Raw genomic sequence first — 21188 nt, 5'->3', positions numbered from 1 at the left:
TCAGGCGCCCAAGGCGGCGACGAGGACGGCCTTGATGGTGTGCAGGCGGTTCTCGGCCTGGTCGAAGACCACTGAGTGCGGCGACTCGAAGACCTCGTCGGTGACTTCCGCCCCGTCGAGGCCGAAGCGGTCGAACAGCCGCCGGCCGAGCTGCGTGCTGCGGTCGTGGACGGACGGCAGGCAGTGGAGGAACTTCGTGTCGGTCTTGCCGGAGGCGAGCAGCACTTTCTCGGTGACGCGGTAGGGCAGCAGCTGCGGTATGCGGGTACTCCACTGCTCGTCCGACTCCCCCATGCTGACCCAGACATCGGTGTAGACGAAGTCGGCGCCCGCCACCCCCTGCTCGACGTCCTCGGTCACCAGCACGCGGGCCCCGCTGGTCACGGCGAGCCGGTCAGCTTCGGCGATCACCTCGTCCGGGGCCACAGGTCGCGCGGTGCGGCGATGCGGACGTCCATGCCGAGCAGCGCCCCGGTGATCAGCAGCGAGCGGGCCACGTTGTTGCGGCCGTCGCCCAGGAAGCAGTAGGCGATCTCCTCGACGGGCCCGGGGTGGTGCTCGGTCATGGTGAGGACGTCGGCGAGCATCTGGGTCGGGTGCCATGCGTCGGTGAGTCCGTTCCACACCGGGACGCCGGCGTGGTCGGCCAGTTCCTCCACGGTGTCCTGGGCGAATCCGCGGAACTCGATGCCGTCGAACATCCGGCCCAGCACCCTGGCGGTGTCACGGATCGACTCCTCACGTCCGATGTGGGAGCCCTCCGGGCCGAGGTAGGTGACCTGTGCGCCCTGGTCGTGGGCGGCGACCTCGAAGGCGCAGCGGGTGCGGGTGGAGCTCTTCTCGAAGACCAGGGCGATGTTCCTGCCCTCCAGTTGGGGGCGCTCGGAGCCGTTCGCCTTGGCTGCCTTGAGCTGCCCGGCCGCGGTGATCAGCGCCAGGAATCCCGCCTTGTCGAGGTCGAGCTCCTTGAGGAGGGAGCCGGGCCGGTGGTGGGTGACGGTCGTGGGCGTCTGAGCGGGCATGGGGAAGTCCTCACAGTGGGCTGATCGAGGATGGTGACGGGTTCGCCGGGGCTCGGGTCGCGGGCGGGGTCAGATCCCGTCGCGCCGGGTCGGGCAGGTCATGCACCGTGCCCCGCCCCGGCCGCGGCCCAGTTCGCTGCCGGGGATGCTGATGACCTCGATGCCGTTGTCCCGCAGCATCGCGTTGGTCACGGTGTTGCGTTCGTAGCCGACCACGACCCCGGGTGCGACGGTGAGGAAGTTGTTGGCGTCGTCCCACTGCTCGCGTTCGGCCGCCCGCGCGTCCTCGTCGGCGGACAGCACCCTGATCTTGTCGAGGCCCAAGGCGTCGGCGATGGTGGCGAACAGGTCGTCCCGCTGCTCGACGTGCAGGCCGCCGGTGTCGTGCTCGACGGTCTCCCGCGGGTCGGCGGGGACGATCACCCAGGTGCGCAGGGACTTCGGGTCGAGGTAGGGATAGCGGACGAAGGTGTCGACGTCGATCATCGTCAGCACGGTGTCCAGGTGCATGAAGGCGTGTGACTTGGGGAGCTGGACGGCGATCACGGTGGTGGCCTGTCCGCTGCGGAAGAGCTCGCGGGCGAGGATCTCCACGCCCGTCGGGGTGCTCCGCTCCCCCATCCCGATCAGGACGACACCTCGGCCCAGGACGTGGATGTCGCCGCCTTCGAGGGTGGCCGGCTGGTGGTTGGTGTCGTCGTTGCCGTAGTACACCGGGAAGGTCGCGTCCGCGAACAGCGGGTGGAACGTGTACACGGCGCGGCTGTGCAGGGACTCGCGCTGCCGGGCGGCCTTGGCCATCGGGTTGATGGTGACGCCGCCGTAGATCCAGGCCGAGTTGTCCCGCTGGAACAGCGTGTTGGGCAGCGGCGCGAGGACGAAGTCGTCCAGTTCCAGGCTCTGCCAGCGCAGGCTGCGCACTCGCAGGGGCGACAGGTCAGCGCGGGTCACTCCACCGATGAGCAGTTCGGCCAGCGTCGCGGGGTCCGCCTCGTCGGCGAGCCGTCGCAGAGGTGCCGCCAGGGTCGGGCCCACCAGTTCCGGAGTGCAGATGCGGTCCAGAACGAAGGCCCGTGCCTCCGGGCGCTCCAGTGTCTGCGCGAGGAGGTGGTCGAAGTGGTGGACCGTCGTGCCGCGGTCGCGGAGTACTTGGACGAAGGTGTCGTGCTCCTCGCGGGCCTTGTCGGCCCACAGCACGTCGTCGAAGAGCAGTTCGTCACAGTTGCCGGGCGTCAGGCGGTTCAGCTCCAGCCCGGGGCGGTGAACGATGGCCTCGCGCAGCGGGCCGACTTCGGAATGCACGCCGAGGGTGCGGGTCATGGTGGTCTCCTTGACGTGCGGGGAAGGTCGGGGGCCGGTGCCGGAGGGTGTCGGGGGCCGGGTCACGTCGTGTGCCCCACGAGCGGGTCCACCGGAGCCACGGGCTGCGGCGGGACGTCTGCGGCGAGGGTCCAGGAGGGCTCACCGGCCGGGATCACCGGTGTCTCGCCGTACTCGTTGCGTGCGGCCTTGAGCCAGATGTAGACCGGCAGACCGAGGAGCAGGCAGAACAGCCCGTAGTAGACGGCCTGGTAGCCGCTGCCGGCGAGGGACCAGAACGAGAAGGCCAGGGCGACGGCGGAGACGCCGCAGTCGCGGAGCAGGTGCGGCCACCGGGTCTGGCGCCCGCGGGTGAGCAGCCAGTACAGCTGGGCACCGGCACTGAAGATGTAGGGGATCACGGCGGTGACCACGGACAGCAGGACGAGGGTGGTGAAGACCTTCTCGAACTGGCTGTAACTGACAGCCGTCAGGACGGAGGCGAGCAGCGTCGAGCTGACGATCCCGAACGCCGGGACGCCCTTGCGGGTGCGACCGAACGCGGCCGGGAACAGGCGGTCCTTCGCCGCGGCCATCGGCATCTCGGCGACGATGAGGGTCCAGCCGATCAGGGCGCCCAGTCCGGAGACGATCGCCGCGACCGCAACGGCCTGGCCGGCCCATCGGCCGCCGAAGATGGCATCCGCCGAGTCCGTGAACGGCGCGGCCGACTTCTGCAGAGCCGCGTTGGAGACGGTGCCGAACACCGTCACCGTGCCCAGGATGTAGACGACCGCGCAGCCGACGGTGCCGAGGATCGTCGCCCGGCCCACGTTGCGCTGCGGGTCACGTACCCGGCCTGCGGCAACCGACGCGGTCTCGATGCCGAGATAGCTGAACAGGGCGATGGCCGCGGCGGCGGAGATCGCCGAACCGGCGGAGGTGCCGCCGGCGTTGAAGGCGCCGAAGTTGTGCGCCTTGATGAACAGCAGCCCGACGGTGGCCATGAACAGCAGCGGCACGAACTTCAGGACGGTGGTGACGATCTGGGTGACCGCCATGTTGCGGACGCCGGAGAGGTTGATGACCGCCGGTATCCACAGTCCGACCATGGCGATGACGATCGACCAGGCCTTGGCGTGGCCGGTGTTCCAGAACACCTCCACGTACCCGACCCAGGCCACGACGATGGCCGCGTTGCCCGCCCACGCCGTGATCCAGTAGGACCACGCGTTGAGGAAGCCGGCGAAGTCACCGAAGGCGTCCCGGGCGTAGACGTAGGGGCCGCCGGATCCCCGTACCCGCTTGGACAGTGCGCCGAAGGTGAAGGCCAGCGCCAGCGCGCCGACGGTGACCAGCACGAACGCGACCAGGCTGATCGGGCCGTACGGTGCCAGTGCGGTCGGCAGGGCGAACACCCCGGTACCGATCACGGAACCGATGACGAGCGCGGTCGCGGTCGGCAGCCCGAACATCCCTTTCCCGGGTGTCCGGCCAGGGGAGCCGGACGTCGTATCGTCCTCGGTCGGCGCGTTGTTGACCTTCTCGGTCACGGGATCGTCCTCACTTCTGATCACTGTCAAGGCGACGGACCCGCCGTCGATCGGTACGGCTGCAGCGCCGGTGTCACCCGACGGGAACGGCGTCCTGCGGGCCGGAGTGGGTCCGGTTCGTCACATCGGTCCCGGCTCCGGCTCGACCACCGCTACTTGCCGATCGCGCGAGGACTGCCGTTGGAGGAACCGGCCAGTGCGTCGGTCGTCGTGATGTCGACGAACGCGGGCTCGGTGACGGGCGACCTTTCCGCGTCCTTGGCCGCCGGCGGGGCGACCGGGATCGCCGCCGCGGTTTCGCGGGCGAGGAAGGAGCCGAGTTCGCCGATGGTGCTCATCAGCGGGGCCGGGAAGACGACGGTGGTGTTCTTGTCCACGCCGATCTCCACCAGGCTCTGCAGGTTGCGCAGTTGCAGGGCCAGCGGGTGGGCCATCATCACGTCGGAGGCGTCACCGAGGGCCGCGGCGGCCAGCGACTCGCCCTCGGCGTTGATGATCTTCGCGCGCTTCTCCCGCTCGGCCTCGGCCTGCCGGGCCATCGCCCGCTTCATGCTGTCGGGCAGCTGAATGTCCTTCAGCTCCACCAGCGTCACCTGGACGCCCCACTCGACCGTCGTGACGTCGAGGATCTCGCGGATGTCGAGGTTGATCGTGTCCGTCTCGGACAGCGTCTCGTCCAGGGTGTGCTGGCCCACGACCTTGCGCAGCGTGGTCTGCGCGATCTGGTCGATCGCCGCGTACACGTTCTCGATGGCGACGACGGATTTCACCGGGTCGACCACCCGGAAGTAGGCGACCGCGGACACATCGACGCTGACGTTGTCGCGGGTGATGATGCCCTGCGACTGGATCGGCATGGTGACGATCCGCAGCGACACCCGGTGCAGGACGTCGACGAACGGGATGATCAGCCGCAGACCGGGCTTGCGCTCGCCCAGCACCCGGCCGAGCCGGAACAGCACCCCCTGCTCGTACTGCTTGACGATCTTCACGGCCATCGCGCCGATCAGCAGGAGGAGCAGGACCACGACAGCAATGATCAGGACGGGCATGGCGTGCCTCGGTTCGATTGGCGGGCGAGGGCGTTGCCGGCGGCCGTGGTCGTCAGGCCCAGCGGTGCGTCTCGCCACTTCAGAGCACGGCCGGATCGCCGTCTGCCCTCATCCTGGTTCGGGTCCGAGTCCCCATGGAGGGCCTGCCAGGGCCACAAGGAGGGCCATTGGTCCCGCAGATGGGAGGGCTGAACGGCTACCGGTCCTGCACGCCTTGACGTTTCCGGACCGTGCCGCCGGCAGCTCCCTGGACGGCGGCGGTGGCCCGGAAACGGGTCATGTGACACGTGGCGGGGCGGACGGCTACGGCGCCGAGGCCCGTATCCGGACGGCCACCGGCGCCAGGGCCCGGACATCGGCGGCGCCGGCTCAGTCGGAGGCCCCGCCGCCACGCGCCAGGGCGGCCGCGTGGTCGGGTACGTAGGTCTGCAGATCGCGCGGCGGCCGCTCGTAGCCGGTGGAGGGAGGGCGTGGGGGCAGTTCCAGTGTCGGCCGCGTCACCTCGCGGTACGGGATCGCCGACAGCAGATCGTTGATCATGTTGATCCGGGCGCTGCGCTTGTCGTCACTGGCGACGACGTTCCAGGGCGCTTCAGGGATGTCGGTGTGTACGAACATCTCGTCCTTGGCGCGTGAGTACGCCTCCCACCGGGTGACGGACTCCAGGTCCATCGGTGACAACTTCCAGCGCCGGGTGGGATCTTCGAGCCGCGCACGGAAGCGCTCCTCCTGCACGGCGTCGCTCACCGAGAACCAGTACTTGCGCAGCAGGATGCCGTCCTCGACCAGCATCCGCTCGAAGATCGGGCACTGGTGCAGGAAGCGTCCGTACTCCTCCTTGGTGCAGAACCCCATGACGTGCTCGACACCGGCCCGGTTGTACCAGCTGCGGTCGAACAGCACGATCTCGCCTGCGGCGGGGAGCTGCTCGACATAGCGCTGGAAGTACCACTGCGTGCGCTCGCGCTCGGTCGGCGCGGGCAGCGCGGCGATCCGGGCGACCCGCGGGTTGAGGCGCTCGGTGACGCGCTTGATGGTGCTGCCCTTGCCGGCCGCGTCACGTCCCTCGAAGACCACGACCAGCCGGACGCCCTCGGCACGCACCCACTCCTGCAGCTTGACCAGTTCCGTCTGCAGTCGGAGCAGCTCGCTCTCGTACAGCCGCCGCGGCAGCCGTTCCTGACGCGGGGCGCTCGATCGGGACTTCTTGCCGGCTGCCACGGCGGCCTCCATCAGGGAGCGAGTGCTGAAGGTACTGAGGGTCCACGCTATGGCCTTTCGGCGATGCGGGCCGGTTGGACCCCCGTACCGGGTCCGAGTGGCCCAAGCGGCCGGCACCGGTGCCGGGTCAGGCTGTACCTGAGGGACTGCGGAGCGGGCACCGGCCCCGCCGGGCCGTTCCCGCGGCCGGGATTTCCCGGGCGGAAGCCGTAGTGGGCCGCCGGACGCATTCGACGAAGGGAACGGCCATGAAGGCATTCGTTTTCCACGGCCCGGGACAGTCGGCATGGGAGGACGTTCCCGACCCGGGGATCCAGGACCCCGATGACGTGATCGTCCGCGTCGATGCCGTCACCATCTGCGGAACGGATCTGCACATCCTCAAGGGCGACGTACCGGAGGTCCCGCCGGGCACGGTCCTCGGCCACGAGGCCGTCGGGGAGGTCGTCGAGGTCGGCAGCGGGGTACGTACGGTGCGGCCCGGCGATCGGGTCCTGGTCTCCTGCATCTCCGCCTGCGGGCGCTGCCGGTTCTGCCGGGAGGGCGCGTACGGGCAGTGCCTCGGCGGCGGTGGCTGGATCCTCGGCCACACGATCGACGGCACGCAGGCCGAGTACGTCCGGGTACCGTTCGCCGACCTGTCGGTGCACCTGCTGCCCGCCGCTGTGGACAGCCAGGACGCCGTTCTGCTGGCCGACATCTATCCCACGGCGTACGAGGTCGGCGTGCTGAACGGGCGGGTGGGTCCCGGCGACACCGTCGTCGTGGTCGGCGCCGGCCCCATCGGACTTGCCGCCATCACCACGGCTCAGCTGTTCTCGCCGGGCCGGATCATCGCCGTCGACCTGGCGCCGGCCCGCTTGGAAGCGGCGAAGCGCATGGGCGCCGACACGGTGGTCAACGCCGCGGAGGACCCCGAGCAGCTGGTCTCGGAGCTGACCGACGGCCTGGGGGCCGATGTGGTCATCGAAGCCGTGGGCGTGCCCGCGAGTTTCGAGATGTGCACCCGCATGGTGCGCCCCGGAGGGCGGATGGCCAACGTCGGGGTCCATGGCAAACCCGCGACACTCCATCTGGAAACCCTGTGGAGCAAGAACCTGACGATCCGCACCGGACTCGTCGACACGTACTCCACCCCCGCCCTGCTGCGGATGATGGCCGCCGGAAGACTCCCCACATCGTCCCTGGTGACGCACGACTTCCCGCTCCACCGCATGGCGGAGGCGTACGACGTCTTCTCCCGGGCCGCCGACACCGGTGCACTGAAGGTCGTCCTGAGCAGCGGACCCGCGAAGGACCGGACATGACCGCTGGACACGTCGTCGTCGGCGTCGACGGCTCGATCGTATCGATGCGAGCGCTCGACGAGGCCGCCGTCGAGGCGGGCCGGCGCGCCACCGGTCTGGAGATCGTCTATGCCGTGCCCGGCTTCGACGAGGCCGGACCGGTTCTCGCATCGGCTGTGGCCCGCGCACGCCACCGCTACCCGGCGCTCGCGGTGAGCACCGCGGCGGTGGTGGGCGACGCGGCCGAGGCCATCGTGTGCCGTGGCCGGGACGCCGCACTCACCGTCGTCGGCACCCGTGATCTGCCCGGGTTCGCCGGGAGGCTGTTCGGGTCGGTCAGTCTGCGGGTGGCGGCCCGCACCCGGAGCCCGCTCCTGGTCGTCCGCGGCGACCACGCCGCGTGGCACGAGAGCTCAGGGCCCGGTGGTGAGGTGCTGCTCGGTCTGGAGGACGACACCGACACCGACACCGCCGGGTCCGCCTTCGCCGAGGCGGCACGGCGCGGAGCGCCGCTGCGGGTCCTGCATGCCTGGACCTACCGGCATCTGCCACCCGTCGGATACGCCCCGGTGCCCACCAGCCGCCTTCAGGAGGACATCACACGGCGGGCGCGAACGGAGGAGGCGGTACCCGGCCAGGTCGTGGCACCGCTACGGGAGACGTATCCGCAGGTTCCCGTGCAGACGCGCACCGTACGGTCCGGTGCTACGCACGCCCTGTTGGAGGCCACCTGCGGAGCGGCTGTCATCGTGGTCACCGCGCACCGGCGGCCGGGCCTGCTGGGACCTCAACTCGGGCCCGTCGCCACCGCGTTGCTGCATCACTCCCACTGCCCGGTCCTGCTCGTCCCCCAGACACCGCAGAGCTCGTTGCCCGTTCCCCCGCGCGATTGAGCCGGACCCGCTGAACGGCGCATCGACGGAAAGGGCCGGCCCTCAGGCCGGCCCTTTCCGTCGTCGTACGAGTCTCCCTCAGATGACATCCCACGGGGCAGCGTGCGCGGCGGTGTGGCGGGCAGGACCGGCGTCGGTCATCAGCTCACGGGCGCTCTGCCTGGTGAGCACATCGGCCGCGGCGGACATCAGCCGGGCTGCCCGATCCGGGTCGCACTCCGGCGGCACGACCAGCAGGTCCCAGCGCCCGACCGTGTAGGAGAGCAGCAGCAGATCGTCCGGGTCCTGCTCGGCGTCGAACCATCCGACGCTCACGGTGTGGATCCCTGCGGGCACCTTCTCCGGGATCTCCGGCCACCTGCGCACGTTCACCGCGACCCGGGTGATCCGGCCCCAGCACTCGTCCAGGACCGCGACCAGGGAGGGCAGTTCACGGGCCAGGTCACGCGAGCGCGGCCACCAGGCCCCGTCCACCATCCCCCGGTCAGCGCACTTCGGTTTCAGCAGCATCCGGACCGCGGGGAGGGCGGTCAGGTCCGGGTGCGGATCTTGCAACAGAGCGTTGGTGGTCATGATCCGAACCTGTCCCCGGGTCAGCGACCCGGCGTCGTGGTGAACGGATTTATGCGGCGTCGGGCACGTCGCCCGGGACGACCAGTACCGGAAGGTGGGCGTGGTGCACGACCTCGGTGCTGGTCGAACCGAGCCTGAGACGTCCCCAGGAGCTGGCACCCCGGGAGCCGACCACCAGCAGGCAGGCGTCCGCGCTGGCCTCCAGCAGCACCTGCGACGGGCGACCCGGTTCGACCACGACCTCCACCTCCACCGGTGTGCCGCCGAGCTCCTTCTGGAGTTCGGCGACCGTGTCGGTCACGGCCTGCTCAGCGATGTCGCGCAGTTGTACGTGCAGGCCGGCGTCGTCCGACGCGGTCAGCCATGCGTAGCCGGCGTAACGGTCGGGCCCGTAGTCGTAGGCGCAGACGGCCCGCAGCCCGGTACCGCGCAGCTGTGCCTCGCGCAGTGCGAGAAGCACGGCGTGGCGGGCGGTCGGTGAGCCGTCCGTGCCCACCACGATGGGGCGGTCAGAAGTGTTCGCGCTCGTGTCGGACATGGGGCCCTCCGGAGATTGGTGGGACCGCGGTCGATGGTGTACCGCGCGAAGTCGTGGAGTGGTGTGCGGTATCCCGCTCGCTTCCAGCCTCACAGGCGGAGGAACGGAAGCGGAGGGGCCTTGCGGGTCCCTCCGGGGGCCGAACGGCCCTGCCTGCGGCCTACACGGCCGGCGAGGGCTCGCCGCATGGGTCCGGCCGTCCCCGTTCAGTCGGCTCGTACAGGGTTGTGGTGGCCCAACCGGCCGGGGACGCTGAAGCCGGCTCCACGACGCCGCAGATGCCGCCAGGGGTCCCGCCTGCGGATCGGATCGGCCGGAGCGGTCGGAGCGGCGGACTGTTGCCGGTAGAAGAGCCGTTTCCCGATCTCGATGAGACCCAGATAGCAGACCACCATGGCTACCAGCGCGGCGAAGAAGCCCAGCGGGAGCGGCGCGAAGCCGAGTGTGTGGGCCAGGGGTGTCGCCGGCAGTACCGCTCCCACCGCGACCACCCCGAAGGCGGCCAGTGTCAGCGGCAGGCTGGGTCGGCTGCGCCAGAACGGGCTGCGGCGGGTGCGGATCGCGAAGATCACCAACGCCTGGGTGGCCAGGGACTCCACGAACCAGCCGGTGCGGAACTGGACCGGTCCTGAGTGGAAGACCCACAGCATGACGCCGAACGTGGCGAAGTCGAACACCGAGCTGATCGGACCGAAGCAGACCATGAAGCGGCGGATGAACCCGATGTCCCAGTGCGAGGGCCTGCGCAGCTGCTCCTCGTCGACATGGTCGGTGGGGATCGCCAGCTGGCTGGTGTCGTAGAGCAGGTTGTTGAGCAGGATCTGGGACGGCAGCATCGGCAGGAAGCCCAGGAACAACGACGCACCGGCCGCGCTGAACATGTTGCCGAAGTTGCTGGACGTGCCCATGAGGACGTACTTGATGGTGTTGGCGAAGATCCGCCGCCCCTCCACCACGCCGTCCGCGAGCACGTCCAGATCTTTCTCCAGCAGGATCACGTCCGCGGCGTCCTTCGCCACGTCGGTGCCGGACTCGACGGAGATGCCCACGTCGGCGGCGTGCAGAGCCAGCGCGTCGTTGACGCCGTCGCCCAGGAACGCGACATCGCCGCCGGTCGTCCGCTGGATCCGGACGATACGTGCCTTGTGCTCGGGGCTGACCCGGGCGAAGACGGTGGTGCGTACGATCGCCGCGGCGAGTTCGGCGTCGTCCAGCGCGTCGAGATCCACCCCGGTCAGTGCCCGTCCGGCAGGCAGTCCGAGGTCGTCACAGACCTTGACCGCGACCGCGGGGTTGTCCCCTGTGACGACTTTGACCGTGATCCCGAGACCGGCCAGCCTCAGCAGCGCCGCGGCCGCGTCGGGTTTGGGCGGGTCGAGGAAGACCAACAGGCCGGCGAGACGCAGGCCTCGTTCATCCGCGGCGGTGGGCCGTTCCCCGCCCACCGGGGTACGGGTGGCCACGGCGACCACGCGGTTCCCTGCGGCGAACTCGGCGGCCAGCGCTTCGCGGGCCGCGTCGGGTACCTCGACGCAGCGCTCCAGCACGCTCTCCGGAGCGCCCTTGGTGACCAGCGTCGTCACACCCGCGCTGTCACGCACCACGGCGGAGACCATGCGCCGGTCATGGTCGAACGGCAGCAACCCGAGCCGAGTACTGCCCGCCAGGGTCCCGCGCAGGCGCTGCGACGCGGCAGACTCCCACAGGGCCGCGTCCAGCGCATTGCCTCCCACCGCCGGACCGTCCGCGCCGCCGCTCTCCGTGCACAGCAGACCCCAGCGCAGCAGCTCGTCCGCGGTGGAGCCGTCGGCGGGCAGCGCCCGCATGAAGTCGATACGGCCGGCGGTCAGCGTGCCCGTCTTGTCGGTGAACAGCACATCGACGTCCCCGAGGTCCTCGATGCACACCAGCCGCTTGACCAGCACCTTCCGCCGGCTCATCCGCCGGGACCCGGCGGCCAGACTCGTCGACACCACGGCCGGCAACAGCTGCGGCGTGATCCCGACGGCGATCGCCAGCGAGAACAGCAGCGCTTCCAACAGAGGTTTGTGCAGCAGGACGTTGACGGCGAAGATCGACGTGGTCAGCGCACCCGCGACGTAGACCAGCAGCATCGAGAACCGGCGCAGTCCGACTTGGAACTCGGTCTCCAACTGGTGCGTGCCCAGGCCCGCCGCGATCTTCCCGAACTCCGTCGCGGCGCCGGTGGTCACCACCACTCCCCGGCCGCTGCCGGCATGCACGACGGTGCCCATCAGGGCGCAGCCCGACAACTCGGCCAGCGGGGTACCGGACGGCACCGCGGACGTGCCCTTGGGCAGCGGCAGCGACTCCCCCGTCAGGACCGACTCGTCACACTCCAGACCCACAACGTCGAGAAGCCGGATGTCAGCCGGAACGATCTCCCCGAGTTTCAGCTCGACGACATCGCCCGGAACCAACTCGGTGACGTCGACCTTGCAGAGCCCGCCGTCCCGAACAGCCACCGCTTCGTGGTGGATCTGGCCGTGGAGCGCCTCGGCGGCCTTCTCCGCGCGGTACTCGTTCACGAACCCGAGCCCCACCGACAGGGCGACGATGGCGCCGATGATCACGGCGTCACCGCGTTGCCCGACGAAGTACGAGGCCGTCGCCGCCGCGAGCAGCAACCCCAGCAAGGGAGAGCGCAGTTGACGCCACAGCACCGCCGGCAGCCTGGCCCGGTGGGAGGTGACCGCGTTCGGCCCCCAGGTGCGCAGCCGCTCGGCGGCCTCGCGCGCTGACAGACCGTCCCGTGTCGTACCCGCCGCCCGGAGGGCGTCGTCGACGGGCCGGCCGGCCGCCGTGGTGATTCCGGAACCGGTGGCCTGCGCTGCGGGTGCGAGAACGGTCACGGGGTCGCCGGCAGCGCGGCCGACGGTTCCGGGAGGGCCGGGGCGTCGTCGACGTCGAAGACCATCAGATCGTGGACGTTCACCACCCCGTCGACGCCCTGCGACAGCCGGACCACGAGCAGACCCAGGCTGCGCAGGCCGAGCGTTCCGCGGAGGGTGACGACGCCCTCCCGCACCTGGACGTGGACCGCGCCCTCGGCGATCCGCAGTGTCCGGCCGAGGACGTCGTTGACGATCTCTTCCCGGATGAAGCGGTCGGTGCGCAGGAAGACACGCAGCAGGTCGCTCCGGCTCACGATGCCCGCCAGCCGCCCGATCTCGTCGACGACCACGAGGCGCTTCACTGCGTCACGCTCCATCGCGCGGGCGGCCTCGACGACCGACCATTCCGGCCGGGCGGTGAGCGCAGGGCCGGTCATCAGGCCGACGGCGGTCTCGGGCTGGACACCTGTCGGGTCCGAGGGGTCGGCGAGCTGCCCGTGCCCCAACGGGTCCGGCCGGGAGGCCTGATTCCGCAGCAGATCCCCCTCGGAGACGACACCGACCGGCCTGCCCTGGCCATCGACCACCGGCACGGCGCTGATGTCGTTCCGAGCCAGCAGGACAACAAGCTCCTTGAAGGAGCAGTCTGCGTCGGCGCTCACAACCTGGTGGGTCATGACATCTCGTACGGTGCGGTGCTGCACGGTCTCACGTCTTCTCGGCAGATGGATCAGGGGGCGACACGACCCGGCGGGAACCGGTCCCTGCTTCCACATTGAGGCAGCCGGAGTGGGCACAGCAGGGCCTACCAGGACCCTCCGGAGGTCCGACCGACCCCATCGACGGACGGCAGGATGTTCACCCCCACTCCACAAGCCGCCGCGCCGTCCGCCACGCACTGGCGGGACCGGCAGCACCGGCAGCACCGGCAAGGGAACAGAAGGACGGTCGGCTCCTTCAACCGACTTCGGGTGTTTGCGGGTCCTGCTCGTACAGTCGCCTGTCGCGGTGTCTCTTCCAGGCCAGGGCCCGCTGGATTTCCAGGTGGCTGAGGCCCGTTGCCGCCGACAGCGCATCCCTGCTGAGCGCCTTGGGTTGAAGCGCCTGCGCGCGGTCGATCTGCCCGGCCCACAGTTCCTCGGGCACGTACGGGCGCGTCCGGTACTCCTGCTGCAGGACGGCCAAGTGCTCGAGGGAGCAGGCGACGACCAGCCGCCGGCCGTCGCGCGCCGGGCTGCGGGCGTGGATCGCGGAGGAGTCCGGGACGACGCCCAGTTGGCACCCCTGGGTGAGCCGTCGGGCGCACAGGTCGCAGATGTCGGTCTCCGGGACCGGGGAGCGTTCGCTTCGCATGCCGTTCTCCTGCCCCTTCCGGGCTCGGGCGCACTCTCTGGTCGTGCTGGACGGGAGCAGTATGCCTGTCCCCCACTGGCACGGAAATCTATCCTGAGGGCAGTAGACATTCGCCTGCGGGTGTGGGTAGTGTTCCTGTCGTAGCCAAGAGGGAAGCAGGGCGCGGCAGACACGAACTGCCGCGCAGAGTGTGCGGCACGGTGATGGAATCCGACGGCCGGTTGGTGAGTGGGCCGTGGGGTTGGTTGCCGGGCCGGGCGGCCCGCACAGGGGCTGCCGCGCAGGAGAGCAAGTGCAGTTCTGACAGCGGTACCAGCAGTACAGCAGCGGATGAGTGGTCTCTTGGTGAAGGCGCCGGCTGCGGGCGCGCGTGCCAGGAGGTTCGGCAGTGGGGTTCTGAGCCAGAGCAGTTGCGGAACAGGCGACGGGGCTGGCTGCCGGACGGTGGTGCGGTGAAGGCCACCGGCAGTTGTGATCGCAGGACCGCAGTATCTGAAGTACCAGCAGGTCAGTAGCTTTCATCGTTCAGGTACGAGCAGGAAAGGTTCGGAGCGACACCATCAGGATCGCCCGCACGGCAGGTGTGTGCGGGCACTCGCAAGGCCCCGGATTGGAAGGCGGTCCCCGGTCAAGCATTCAAGATCCCCGCATTCCGTGTTCCCCCGACGCGGCGCTGCGGTTACGGCAGGACCGGCACGCACAAGCCGGTAGTAGAAGTAGATGGTGTTTGATCCGCCCCATGGGGCCCCGGAAGCCAGGTACGGCTGCCGGGGCCCCTCCACGCGATCGGCGAAGCCCGCCTGATCACCCCCCTGCGGTCAGAGGGCGGCCACCGCCGCTACTCCCGCTACCAACTGCGCATCGCCGCCCGCGCCCGCGAACTCGTCGACCAGGGCACCGCCATCGAAACCGCCTGCCGCATCGTCGCCCTCGAAGACCAACTCGAAGTAGCCCTCCAACTCAACAAGAAACTCCGCAACAACGCACCCAACTGACCAGGGTGCCGGCCGAGCCCGCCCCGATCGCCCCCGCATCGGAACAGCTGCACAACGAACAACCGCATCGGGCAGCCGGCACGGCCATGACCGTCGGCAACCCGGTCCCGGCAGGGTCGCGGCGCCGTTGACTCACCTGAGCGGTCACCCCGAGGCGAACCTGCTCCGCAGGCTCCCCGTGGCCGTGGCCGAGTCCGACGTCATCGGCGCGGGGGTTCTCGTCCTGCTCAGATCATGGAGCGGACCGGGCCGAGCGATGACGGACGCGAGTTCGTGCCGCTGAAGATCAAGACCGTTTCGTATGCGGCGAGGCGGAGGGGTCGTTGGTAGCGGCAGAGGTCTGCCGCAAGCCCGCAGAGAGCCGCAGAAATCCGCGGAAGGCCAGGTCAGTGCGGAACGGAAACAGAGCTCCGCAATCTCCCTCAGCCCGCGGGGGAAATCCAACACCCCACATATGACACGGCGTTAGAGATCCGTTGCTTAACGGACACGTCCGCCGAACAAGTTCGTATGGTTATCGCAGCACGGTCGCAAATGGGTGACGTTCCCCGATCACCCGAATGCGCCGCATTCCGGATTACGTGACTCCGTAATATGCCGGTGACAGAAGTCGGCGCCTCTGTTCGGCAAAGAAGCACCGATTGCGCCACTGCCCCCACACAGGAGTTGGCCCCTCGATGACCCTGAATGCCCCTGTAGTCCCCCATGCACGCACCCTTTCGGCCTGGATCGCGGCACTGGTCGCGGCGGTCATGGCCGCTCTGATGGTCGCCATGACGTCGAGCCCGGCCCAGGCCATCGCCACCCCCGTACCGCTGGCGACGGCGGCCAGTTTCGCGGTGTTGTCCGGTGAGTCGGTCACCAACACCGGTCCTTCAGTGATCACCGGAGACCTCGGAGTGGATCCGGGTACGTCGATCACCGGTTTCCCGCCCGGCCTGGTGAACGGAGTTCAGCACTCCCATGACGCGGTGGCGCTGCAAGCCAAGAGCGACCTGGTCGCGGCCTACAACAACGCTGCCGGCCAGGCCACGAACGGCGCCCTTCCCCCGGACGCGGGCGGCCTGACGCTGGTTCCGGGCGTCTACACCGCCTCCTCCACGCTCGGTCTCACCGGCACTCTGACCCTGGACGCCCAGGGCGACCCGAACGCCGTCTGGGTCTTCCAGGTCGGCTCCGGTCTGACGACGGCGTCCGCCAGCCGCGTGCTCCTCGTCAACGGTGCCGCACCGTGCAATGTGTTCTGGCAGGTCGGAAGTACTGCCATTCTCGGCACCAACTCCACCTTCGTGGGCACCATCATGGCGCTGACCTCGATCAATGCCACCACGGGTGCGAGCATCGACGGCCGGGCGCTGGCGCGCAACGGCTCGGTGACCCTGGACACCAACAAGATCACCCGGGCCACGTGTGCGGCCGGCACCGCGGGTGGCGTGATCACCGGTGGTACCGGCCTGATCGCCGGCACGAGTACCGGTGGCACCGCAACCGGCGGAACCACCTCGGGCGGCCTGATCGCCGGGGTGACAACGGGTGGCACCAACGGCGGTCTGCTCGGCGGCGTCCTGACCGGTGGAGTCATCGGCGGCACCCCTGGCGGTCTCATCGCCGGAACCACGGGCAGTGCCTCGGCAGGCACCACCGGCAGCCCCACCGCGGGTACCACTGGTGGCTACCCGGGCGGCGACAACGGCGGAGAAACCGGTGGCTATCCCGGCGGTGACAACGGCGGAGAAACCGGTGGTTACCCCGGCGGTGAGAACGGCGGAGAAACCGGCAACCACGGCTACGGTGACCAGCCTCAGGGCCACGATGACCAGGGCCAGCCGCACGACATCCACGGTGCCTACGGCGCCGATCACTGAGATCACGACAGCGACTGCGCGTAGCACCAACGCCGGGACAGGGCATGTGATGCCCACTCACCGTGCGGATGGGCGAGGCCGCAGCTGAACCTGCACCTGGCAGCGCGTTGAGCGCTCGTAGCCGTCGCCCGCACAGGCGACGGCTACGAGCGGCGCGCGGCGGATCGTCATCGACTCCGCCGCGCGCCGCCGGCGCGAGCAGGTGCCTTCGTCCGCCGTGGCGGCGGCACCCTACCCATCAGCTTCTTCGCCGGTCAGCCTCCGGGCGATGGCGACGCATCGGGCCGTGTGGAGTCTTGGAACTCCGCCCCGATATACGACTTGATGACATCAGTGACGAGCTGCCCGGAAGCGACCGGGTCCAGCGCCCTGGCCTGCAAACTCTCGTAGATGACGCCGTAGCGCTGCACGTCGGGGGGTTTCTCCAGATAGAGATCGCTGGTCAACCCTTCCAGGTACACAACGTTCCGGTCCGAGACGTCGGCGAACTCGACGATCGAGAACCGTCCGGCCATGCCAGGATGCGCTCCCGCGTGGTGCGGGATGACCTGCACGGTGACGTGCGGTCGGCCGCCGAGGTCCAGCAGCCGCTCCAGCTGCTCCCGCATGACCTCGCCACCACCTACGACGCGACGCAAGGCCGACTCGTCCAGCACGATCCACAAGTGCAGTGCGTGGTCCAGGTCGTCGACCCGCCATTGACGGCGCAACCGTACGTGAACCCACGTGCCGATCTGCTCTGCCGTAGCGTGCGGGATCGTTCCTGCAATAACTGCTCGGGCGTAGGCCGGAGTTTGCAGCAGTTCGGGGATCACCATGGATTCGTAGCAGCGGATGGCCGCAGCATCGGTTTCGAGGTCGATGTAGACGCTGTGCGGGATATCGCCGTACTCCTTCCACCACCCGGATTGACCCGATTCCTCGGCCATTCGCATCAGGGCATCGACAACCTGTGGATCCTGAACTTCGTACACCTCGCAGAGATCGCGGACATCGCGTGAGTTGACCTTGCGGCGACCGTTCTCCAGAAGGCTGATCTTTGCCTGCGAGACCAGCAACTGCTTTGCCACTTGCTGGGCTGTCAAACCCCTGCTCTGTCGAAGCGCGCGAAACTCCGATCCCAGTCGGCGTCTTCCGACAGTGGGATTGACGTGGGGCGACACAGGACAACTACCTCCGCTACAGAAAACTGGGAACAGCCGCTGGGCGGCCGTACCGACGACCGCTCAGCGATCCGCCTGCAGATTAGGTGGTCAGGGCTGCAGGAACGATCATCTTCCGGCGTGTCTCCTTCTAATGGGTGGTTGACAGTGCGCCCGTGCCCCCGAGCCAGGCGGTACGGGTTCTCGTCCCCAGCGCTGCAGGAGCGCATGCCGGTATCCACGGAGGTGTCGAGGTCGCCGACGATCCTTCACCGCAAAGGGCACACCCAACGGGCACGACGACTCACCCACTGGCCGAACAGCGGGCGGGCGACGTCGACTGAAGGCCGTCCCGTAGTTGATCTCCGCGCTGTCTCGGGCGTCGTGAAGCGTGGGCGGGGCGGGGGCTCGACTATGCAGCGAGGTGAGGTTGTGCACCAGGGCGATGCCGAGCATGGCGTCGGAAATGGAGTGACCCACACCCATCAGTGAAGACCACGGTCCACCGGGTGCTCGGCATCGCCCCAGCGAGACTCGGACACCTCAATATCTAAATTCGAACGCCCGAATTCAATAAGTTACATAGACATCGACTCCTTGGGCTATTACACAACCGGGAGGCATTTCCGAAATGGAGTATTCGGTGCCGTCCGGTTTGATTGCACGTAGTTTTCCGTTGCAATCCGGAGAAGCGAGAACAAGTGTGAGCGTGTACTTGACTCGATCATCGCCCTTATTCCCGATCGGGCTATTGGTAAAGGTCCACTTTCCATTTCTGGATACAATGGGCCCTGGGCTGTCTCCGTAGTCCTCGTAGTACGACTTGCTTCCGTAGTCGTAATCAAAGAGCCATGCCGACTCATTGCTCAGGCCGCAGGCGTCGCCCTCGATTCGTACGCCGCTCGCACCATCGACCAAGCTCCCGCTGACTGGCGAGACGATTCTCACCTTTGCCGAGCAAGGGGCCCCAGTTGGCGGGGCGGAACCTCCCTGCGGCCCATCGAGGGAGGACGCGCCGGTCGCTGGGACCAGGCTGCCCGGCGGGGGCTTCACGGAAGGCGCACTGGTCGAATTGACCCCCGATGGCGCACCACTATTTTGGCTCTCCGACCCATCGGAGAGCAGCAGTACCAGCAACGGAGCAATGGAAAGGAAGAGCAATCCAGATGTTAACATCCATAGTTTTTGAGGACTCGAATCCTATCTCGACGGGTCCCCGCTGGAGCCCGGTCTCACAGCAGAGCCGATGGGAGTATTTGTGCCCGTCACACTGTTTCGTCTCGCTTGATAGATCGCCGCACTCGCCGAAACGACCGCTGCCAGCACAAAGCCGGAGCCCGTAATATACGCAGCCTGAACAGCAACCTCCATGATCCCCCCAATAGTTCACTCATACAAAGAGTGAAGCAGCAGCCTATCTCGGTGATCATGGTTACGTCCTACCCTGTACCGAAGTAAATATCTTCTTTCCGGCGCGTCATCGATTCGACACGAACGCCAGTGCGGGAATTTGCTCTTTTCTTCTTGGCGTCATGCCGGTTGCGCGGCACTACCTCCGTTGGCGAAGCCAGACTGACACCGAGCGCGAATCAGCTGGTGCGGGTGCCATTCAGGACGTGCGGAGACTCTGCACTCAGGGGCATCCGCCTCGGGCTGCAGACAGGGCTGCGCAGTCGTACCACATCGATCCACGACAGACCGGCGAACCACAACCGGACGGACCCAGGGGAGCCGCGGGCCAACATGCGTATTCCCTGCGGGGCGGCCGTGCGGCATGCAAGGGTTGGGTTCCGCTGCAGCTGACATACCGTCGGCCGGAACTTCGGGGGATGCACTGCCATGGCCGAACCACCCTTACCAGGCGATGATCCGGACGACGGGGCAACGCCCCCGGACCCCGCCGATCCCGACCCGGCCCCACCTCCTCCCGTACCGGCACCTCCTGGTTGGTTCCTACCAGCCTGCGTGGTAGCTGCGATCTGGACAGTGGCTCTGCTGGTCACCCTGGCGATCACTACCGACGGACTGTCGCGCGTCGTCGCCGGCTTCGGCGGCCTGGTGGCGGTCGTCGTCGCGGTCCTCGGCCTGTTCGCACCGCTGCGAATGCCGTCAGTTCCGCAGCAGGCGGTCACCTGGTCGGTCGTCGCGATCCTGTGCCTGGACCTGCTGACCTCCGCGATGTGGCCACTGTGGGCGTATCACCAGGCGAACACGGACAAGAACGTGACGGCCGAGGCAAGCCTCACGGGCAACAGAGGAGTGCTGCCCGGCGGCTCCGCCACGTTCCACAGTCCCGTCACGGTGTCCCGGCAGACCATCGCCGTCACCATCGAGGCCGTCGATACCGACGGCGCGCAGGGCAACTGCAGTCCAGAGACCGGACTGTCCTTGCTCAATGCCTCGGCGGCCGGCCCCGCCACTCCCATCACCACGGTCCCGGGCGAACCGGCCAGGATTCGGCTGCTCCCCAACCAGCGGCAGATCACTCTCACCGTGCGCGTGGAAAACCCCCGGGATCCCAACTGCGCGGTCGACCTGAGCCTGTCCAAGGTCACGCTCTCCAACTAGCACTCCCCCATCACCCCTCCGTACAACCACCAATGGCGGGAGAACCATCGTGCGCCAGGCGCGCCACACCGCGATCACACTTGCCGGCCTGCTCACTCTCGCGTTGGTGGTCAACTGTTCCGGGCCGGGCTCTTCAGGCGGCGATTCCGTACTCACCAGCCCTATCGTCGTCGGCACCGTGAACGACGCACCCGGCTTCGATACCGGCACCATCAACCAGTCCGGCTTCGACATCGACGTCATGAAGAACATCGGCGCCGCGCAGAATGCCAAGACGGTATCGACGATCATCGACTACGCGAGCCGCGAGAGCGGACTGCTGGACGGCAGCCTCAAACTCGTCATCGCCACGTACTCGATCACCCCGGAGCGGAATCAGAAGGGCATCGACTTCGCCGGCCCCTATATGGTCTCCCCGCAAGCACTCCTGGTTCGTGCGGACGACAAGCGGTTCACGCACAAGGCCGCCCTGAAGGACAAGAGTGTCTGCACCGTCGAGGGATCGACCGGCTCCAGAACGAAGATCCCCGGCGCGAACATGGCCACCCAGGTGCAGACCACACAGGACTGCCTCAACCTCCTGGACCGCTCCGACACCGACGCCGTCTTCAGCGACGCGCTCATCCTCTACGGCTACGTGAACTCCAACCCCACGAAGTACCAGGTGGTACTCCCCGGCGTCTTCGGCGAACTCCAGTACACGGGCATCGGCATCCTTGGGGGCCACCACGCCGACTGCGCCAAGCTCGATGAATTAGTGAGCGCCTTCCTCGACAACCAGTGGGCCCAAGACTTCAAGAACAACTTCCCCGTAGCCGCACAGAAGTACTCCGGAGCCGACACCTCCACCGGGGACTACCAATCCATCTTCAAACCCACCGCACAGGACATGCAGCGGCTCTCCTGCAAGCTCTGACCGGTCGGCGTCCACAGAGCCTCATCAGCGGTTTCCGTCACGCACGGGAACAACGGG

15 protein-coding genes and 2 pseudogenes are annotated in these 21188 nt (G+C 68.2%); 6 read left to right on the top strand and 11 right to left on the bottom strand.

Annotation, left to right across the window (positions count from 1 at the left end; translation table 11 throughout):
* The 5 genes and pseudogenes from argF to ppk2 form a co-directional block, all read right to left on the bottom strand.
* Positions 1–1022, bottom strand: a pseudogene (gene argF, locus LNW73_RS30475) (ornithine carbamoyltransferase).
* Positions 1023–1091: 69 nt separating this feature from the next.
* A complete protein-coding gene (locus tag LNW73_RS30470; protein ID WP_250992129.1) occupies positions 1092–2342 on the bottom strand; it encodes an arginine deiminase in 1251 nt (416 codons plus the stop codon).
* Between the two features lie 62 nt (positions 2343–2404).
* Complete coding sequence (locus LNW73_RS30465; RefSeq protein ID WP_250992128.1) at positions 2405–3874, bottom strand: amino acid permease; 1470 nt, start codon at positions 3872–3874, stop codon at positions 2405–2407.
* A gap of 152 nt (positions 3875–4026) precedes the next feature.
* Positions 4027–4902, bottom strand: coding sequence for a slipin family protein (locus tag LNW73_RS30460; protein WP_250992127.1), 876 nt, complete (start codon positions 4900–4902; stop codon positions 4027–4029).
* Between the two features lie 393 nt (positions 4903–5295).
* Positions 5296–6147, bottom strand: a complete 852-nt coding sequence (ppk2, locus tag LNW73_RS30455) for a polyphosphate kinase 2 (protein WP_250974494.1) — start codon at positions 6145–6147, stop codon at positions 5296–5298.
* A 248-nt stretch (positions 6148–6395) separates the two neighbouring features.
* Here ppk2 and LNW73_RS30450 point away from each other — a divergent pair, with 248 nt between their 5' ends.
* Both LNW73_RS30450 and LNW73_RS30445 read left to right on the top strand, forming a co-directional pair.
* Positions 6396–7454 (top strand): zinc-dependent alcohol dehydrogenase family protein, encoded by a 1059-nt coding sequence (locus LNW73_RS30450; protein WP_250992126.1) that lies wholly within the window; start codon positions 6396–6398, stop codon positions 7452–7454.
* Positions 7451–8326, top strand: a complete 876-nt coding sequence (locus tag LNW73_RS30445; RefSeq protein ID WP_250992125.1) for a universal stress protein — start codon at positions 7451–7453, stop codon at positions 8324–8326. Before LNW73_RS30450 ends, LNW73_RS30445 begins: the two co-directional genes overlap by 4 nt.
* Positions 8327–8404: 78 nt before the next feature.
* Here LNW73_RS30445 and LNW73_RS30440 read toward each other — a convergent pair whose 3' ends face one another.
* The 5 genes from LNW73_RS30440 to LNW73_RS30420 all read right to left on the bottom strand — a co-directional run bounded on the left by LNW73_RS30440 (position 8405) and on the right by LNW73_RS30420 (position 13645).
* Complete coding sequence (locus LNW73_RS30440) at positions 8405–8899, bottom strand: DUF5994 family protein (RefSeq protein WP_308407748.1); 495 nt, start codon at positions 8897–8899, stop codon at positions 8405–8407.
* 49 nt (positions 8900–8948) lie between these two features.
* On the bottom strand, positions 8949–9437 hold the full coding sequence (locus LNW73_RS30435) for a universal stress protein (protein WP_250992124.1): 489 nt from the start codon (positions 9435–9437) through the stop codon (positions 8949–8951).
* A 206-nt stretch (positions 9438–9643) separates the two neighbouring features.
* Positions 9644–12310 (bottom strand): magnesium-translocating P-type ATPase, encoded by a 2667-nt coding sequence (mgtA, locus tag LNW73_RS30430; protein ID WP_250992123.1) that lies wholly within the window; start codon positions 12308–12310, stop codon positions 9644–9646.
* Positions 12307–12996, bottom strand: coding sequence for a CBS domain-containing protein (locus LNW73_RS30425; protein WP_250992122.1), 690 nt, complete (start codon positions 12994–12996; stop codon positions 12307–12309). The genes mgtA and LNW73_RS30425 overlap by 4 nt, the downstream gene beginning before the upstream one ends.
* A 253-nt stretch (positions 12997–13249) precedes the next feature.
* Positions 13250–13645, bottom strand: coding sequence for a hypothetical protein (locus LNW73_RS30420; protein ID WP_250992121.1), 396 nt, complete (start codon positions 13643–13645; stop codon positions 13250–13252).
* A gap of 767 nt (positions 13646–14412) precedes the next feature.
* Between LNW73_RS30420 and LNW73_RS30415 the strand changes: the two are divergent.
* Positions 14413–14640 (top strand): annotated as a pseudogene (locus LNW73_RS30415) (MerR family transcriptional regulator); the annotation flags it as partial.
* 677 nt (positions 14641–15317) lie between these two features.
* Complete coding sequence (locus tag LNW73_RS30410; RefSeq protein WP_250992120.1) at positions 15318–16505, top strand: ice-binding family protein; 1188 nt, start codon at positions 15318–15320, stop codon at positions 16503–16505.
* Between the two features lie 254 nt (positions 16506–16759).
* Here the strand turns inward: LNW73_RS30410 and LNW73_RS30405 are convergent, their stop codons facing one another.
* Positions 16760–17668, bottom strand: a complete 909-nt coding sequence (locus LNW73_RS30405; RefSeq protein WP_250992119.1) for a helix-turn-helix domain-containing protein — start codon at positions 17666–17668, stop codon at positions 16760–16762.
* A 1965-nt stretch (positions 17669–19633) separates the two neighbouring features.
* On the opposite strand from LNW73_RS30405, the gene LNW73_RS30400 reads away from it, so the two are divergent.
* Together LNW73_RS30400 and LNW73_RS30395 are read left to right on the top strand one after the other, a co-directional pair.
* Positions 19634–20215 carry a hypothetical protein gene (locus LNW73_RS30400; RefSeq protein ID WP_250992118.1) on the top strand — a complete coding sequence of 194 codons (582 nt, stop codon included), beginning with the start codon at positions 19634–19636 and terminating at the stop codon, positions 20213–20215.
* Between the two features lie 49 nt (positions 20216–20264).
* Positions 20265–21131: a transporter substrate-binding domain-containing protein gene (locus tag LNW73_RS30395; RefSeq protein WP_374118224.1), complete on the top strand. Its 867-nt coding sequence runs from the start codon at positions 20265–20267 to the stop codon at positions 21129–21131.
* Positions 21132–21188: the final 57 nt, after the last annotated feature.

The sequence above is a fragment of the Streptomyces sp. RKAG337 genome, from assembly GCF_023701715.1.
Taxonomy (GTDB): Bacteria; Actinomycetota; Actinomycetes; order Streptomycetales; family Streptomycetaceae; genus Actinacidiphila.
Note: the sequence above shows the minus strand (reverse complement) of the source record. Positions and strands in the feature narration are given on the sequence as shown.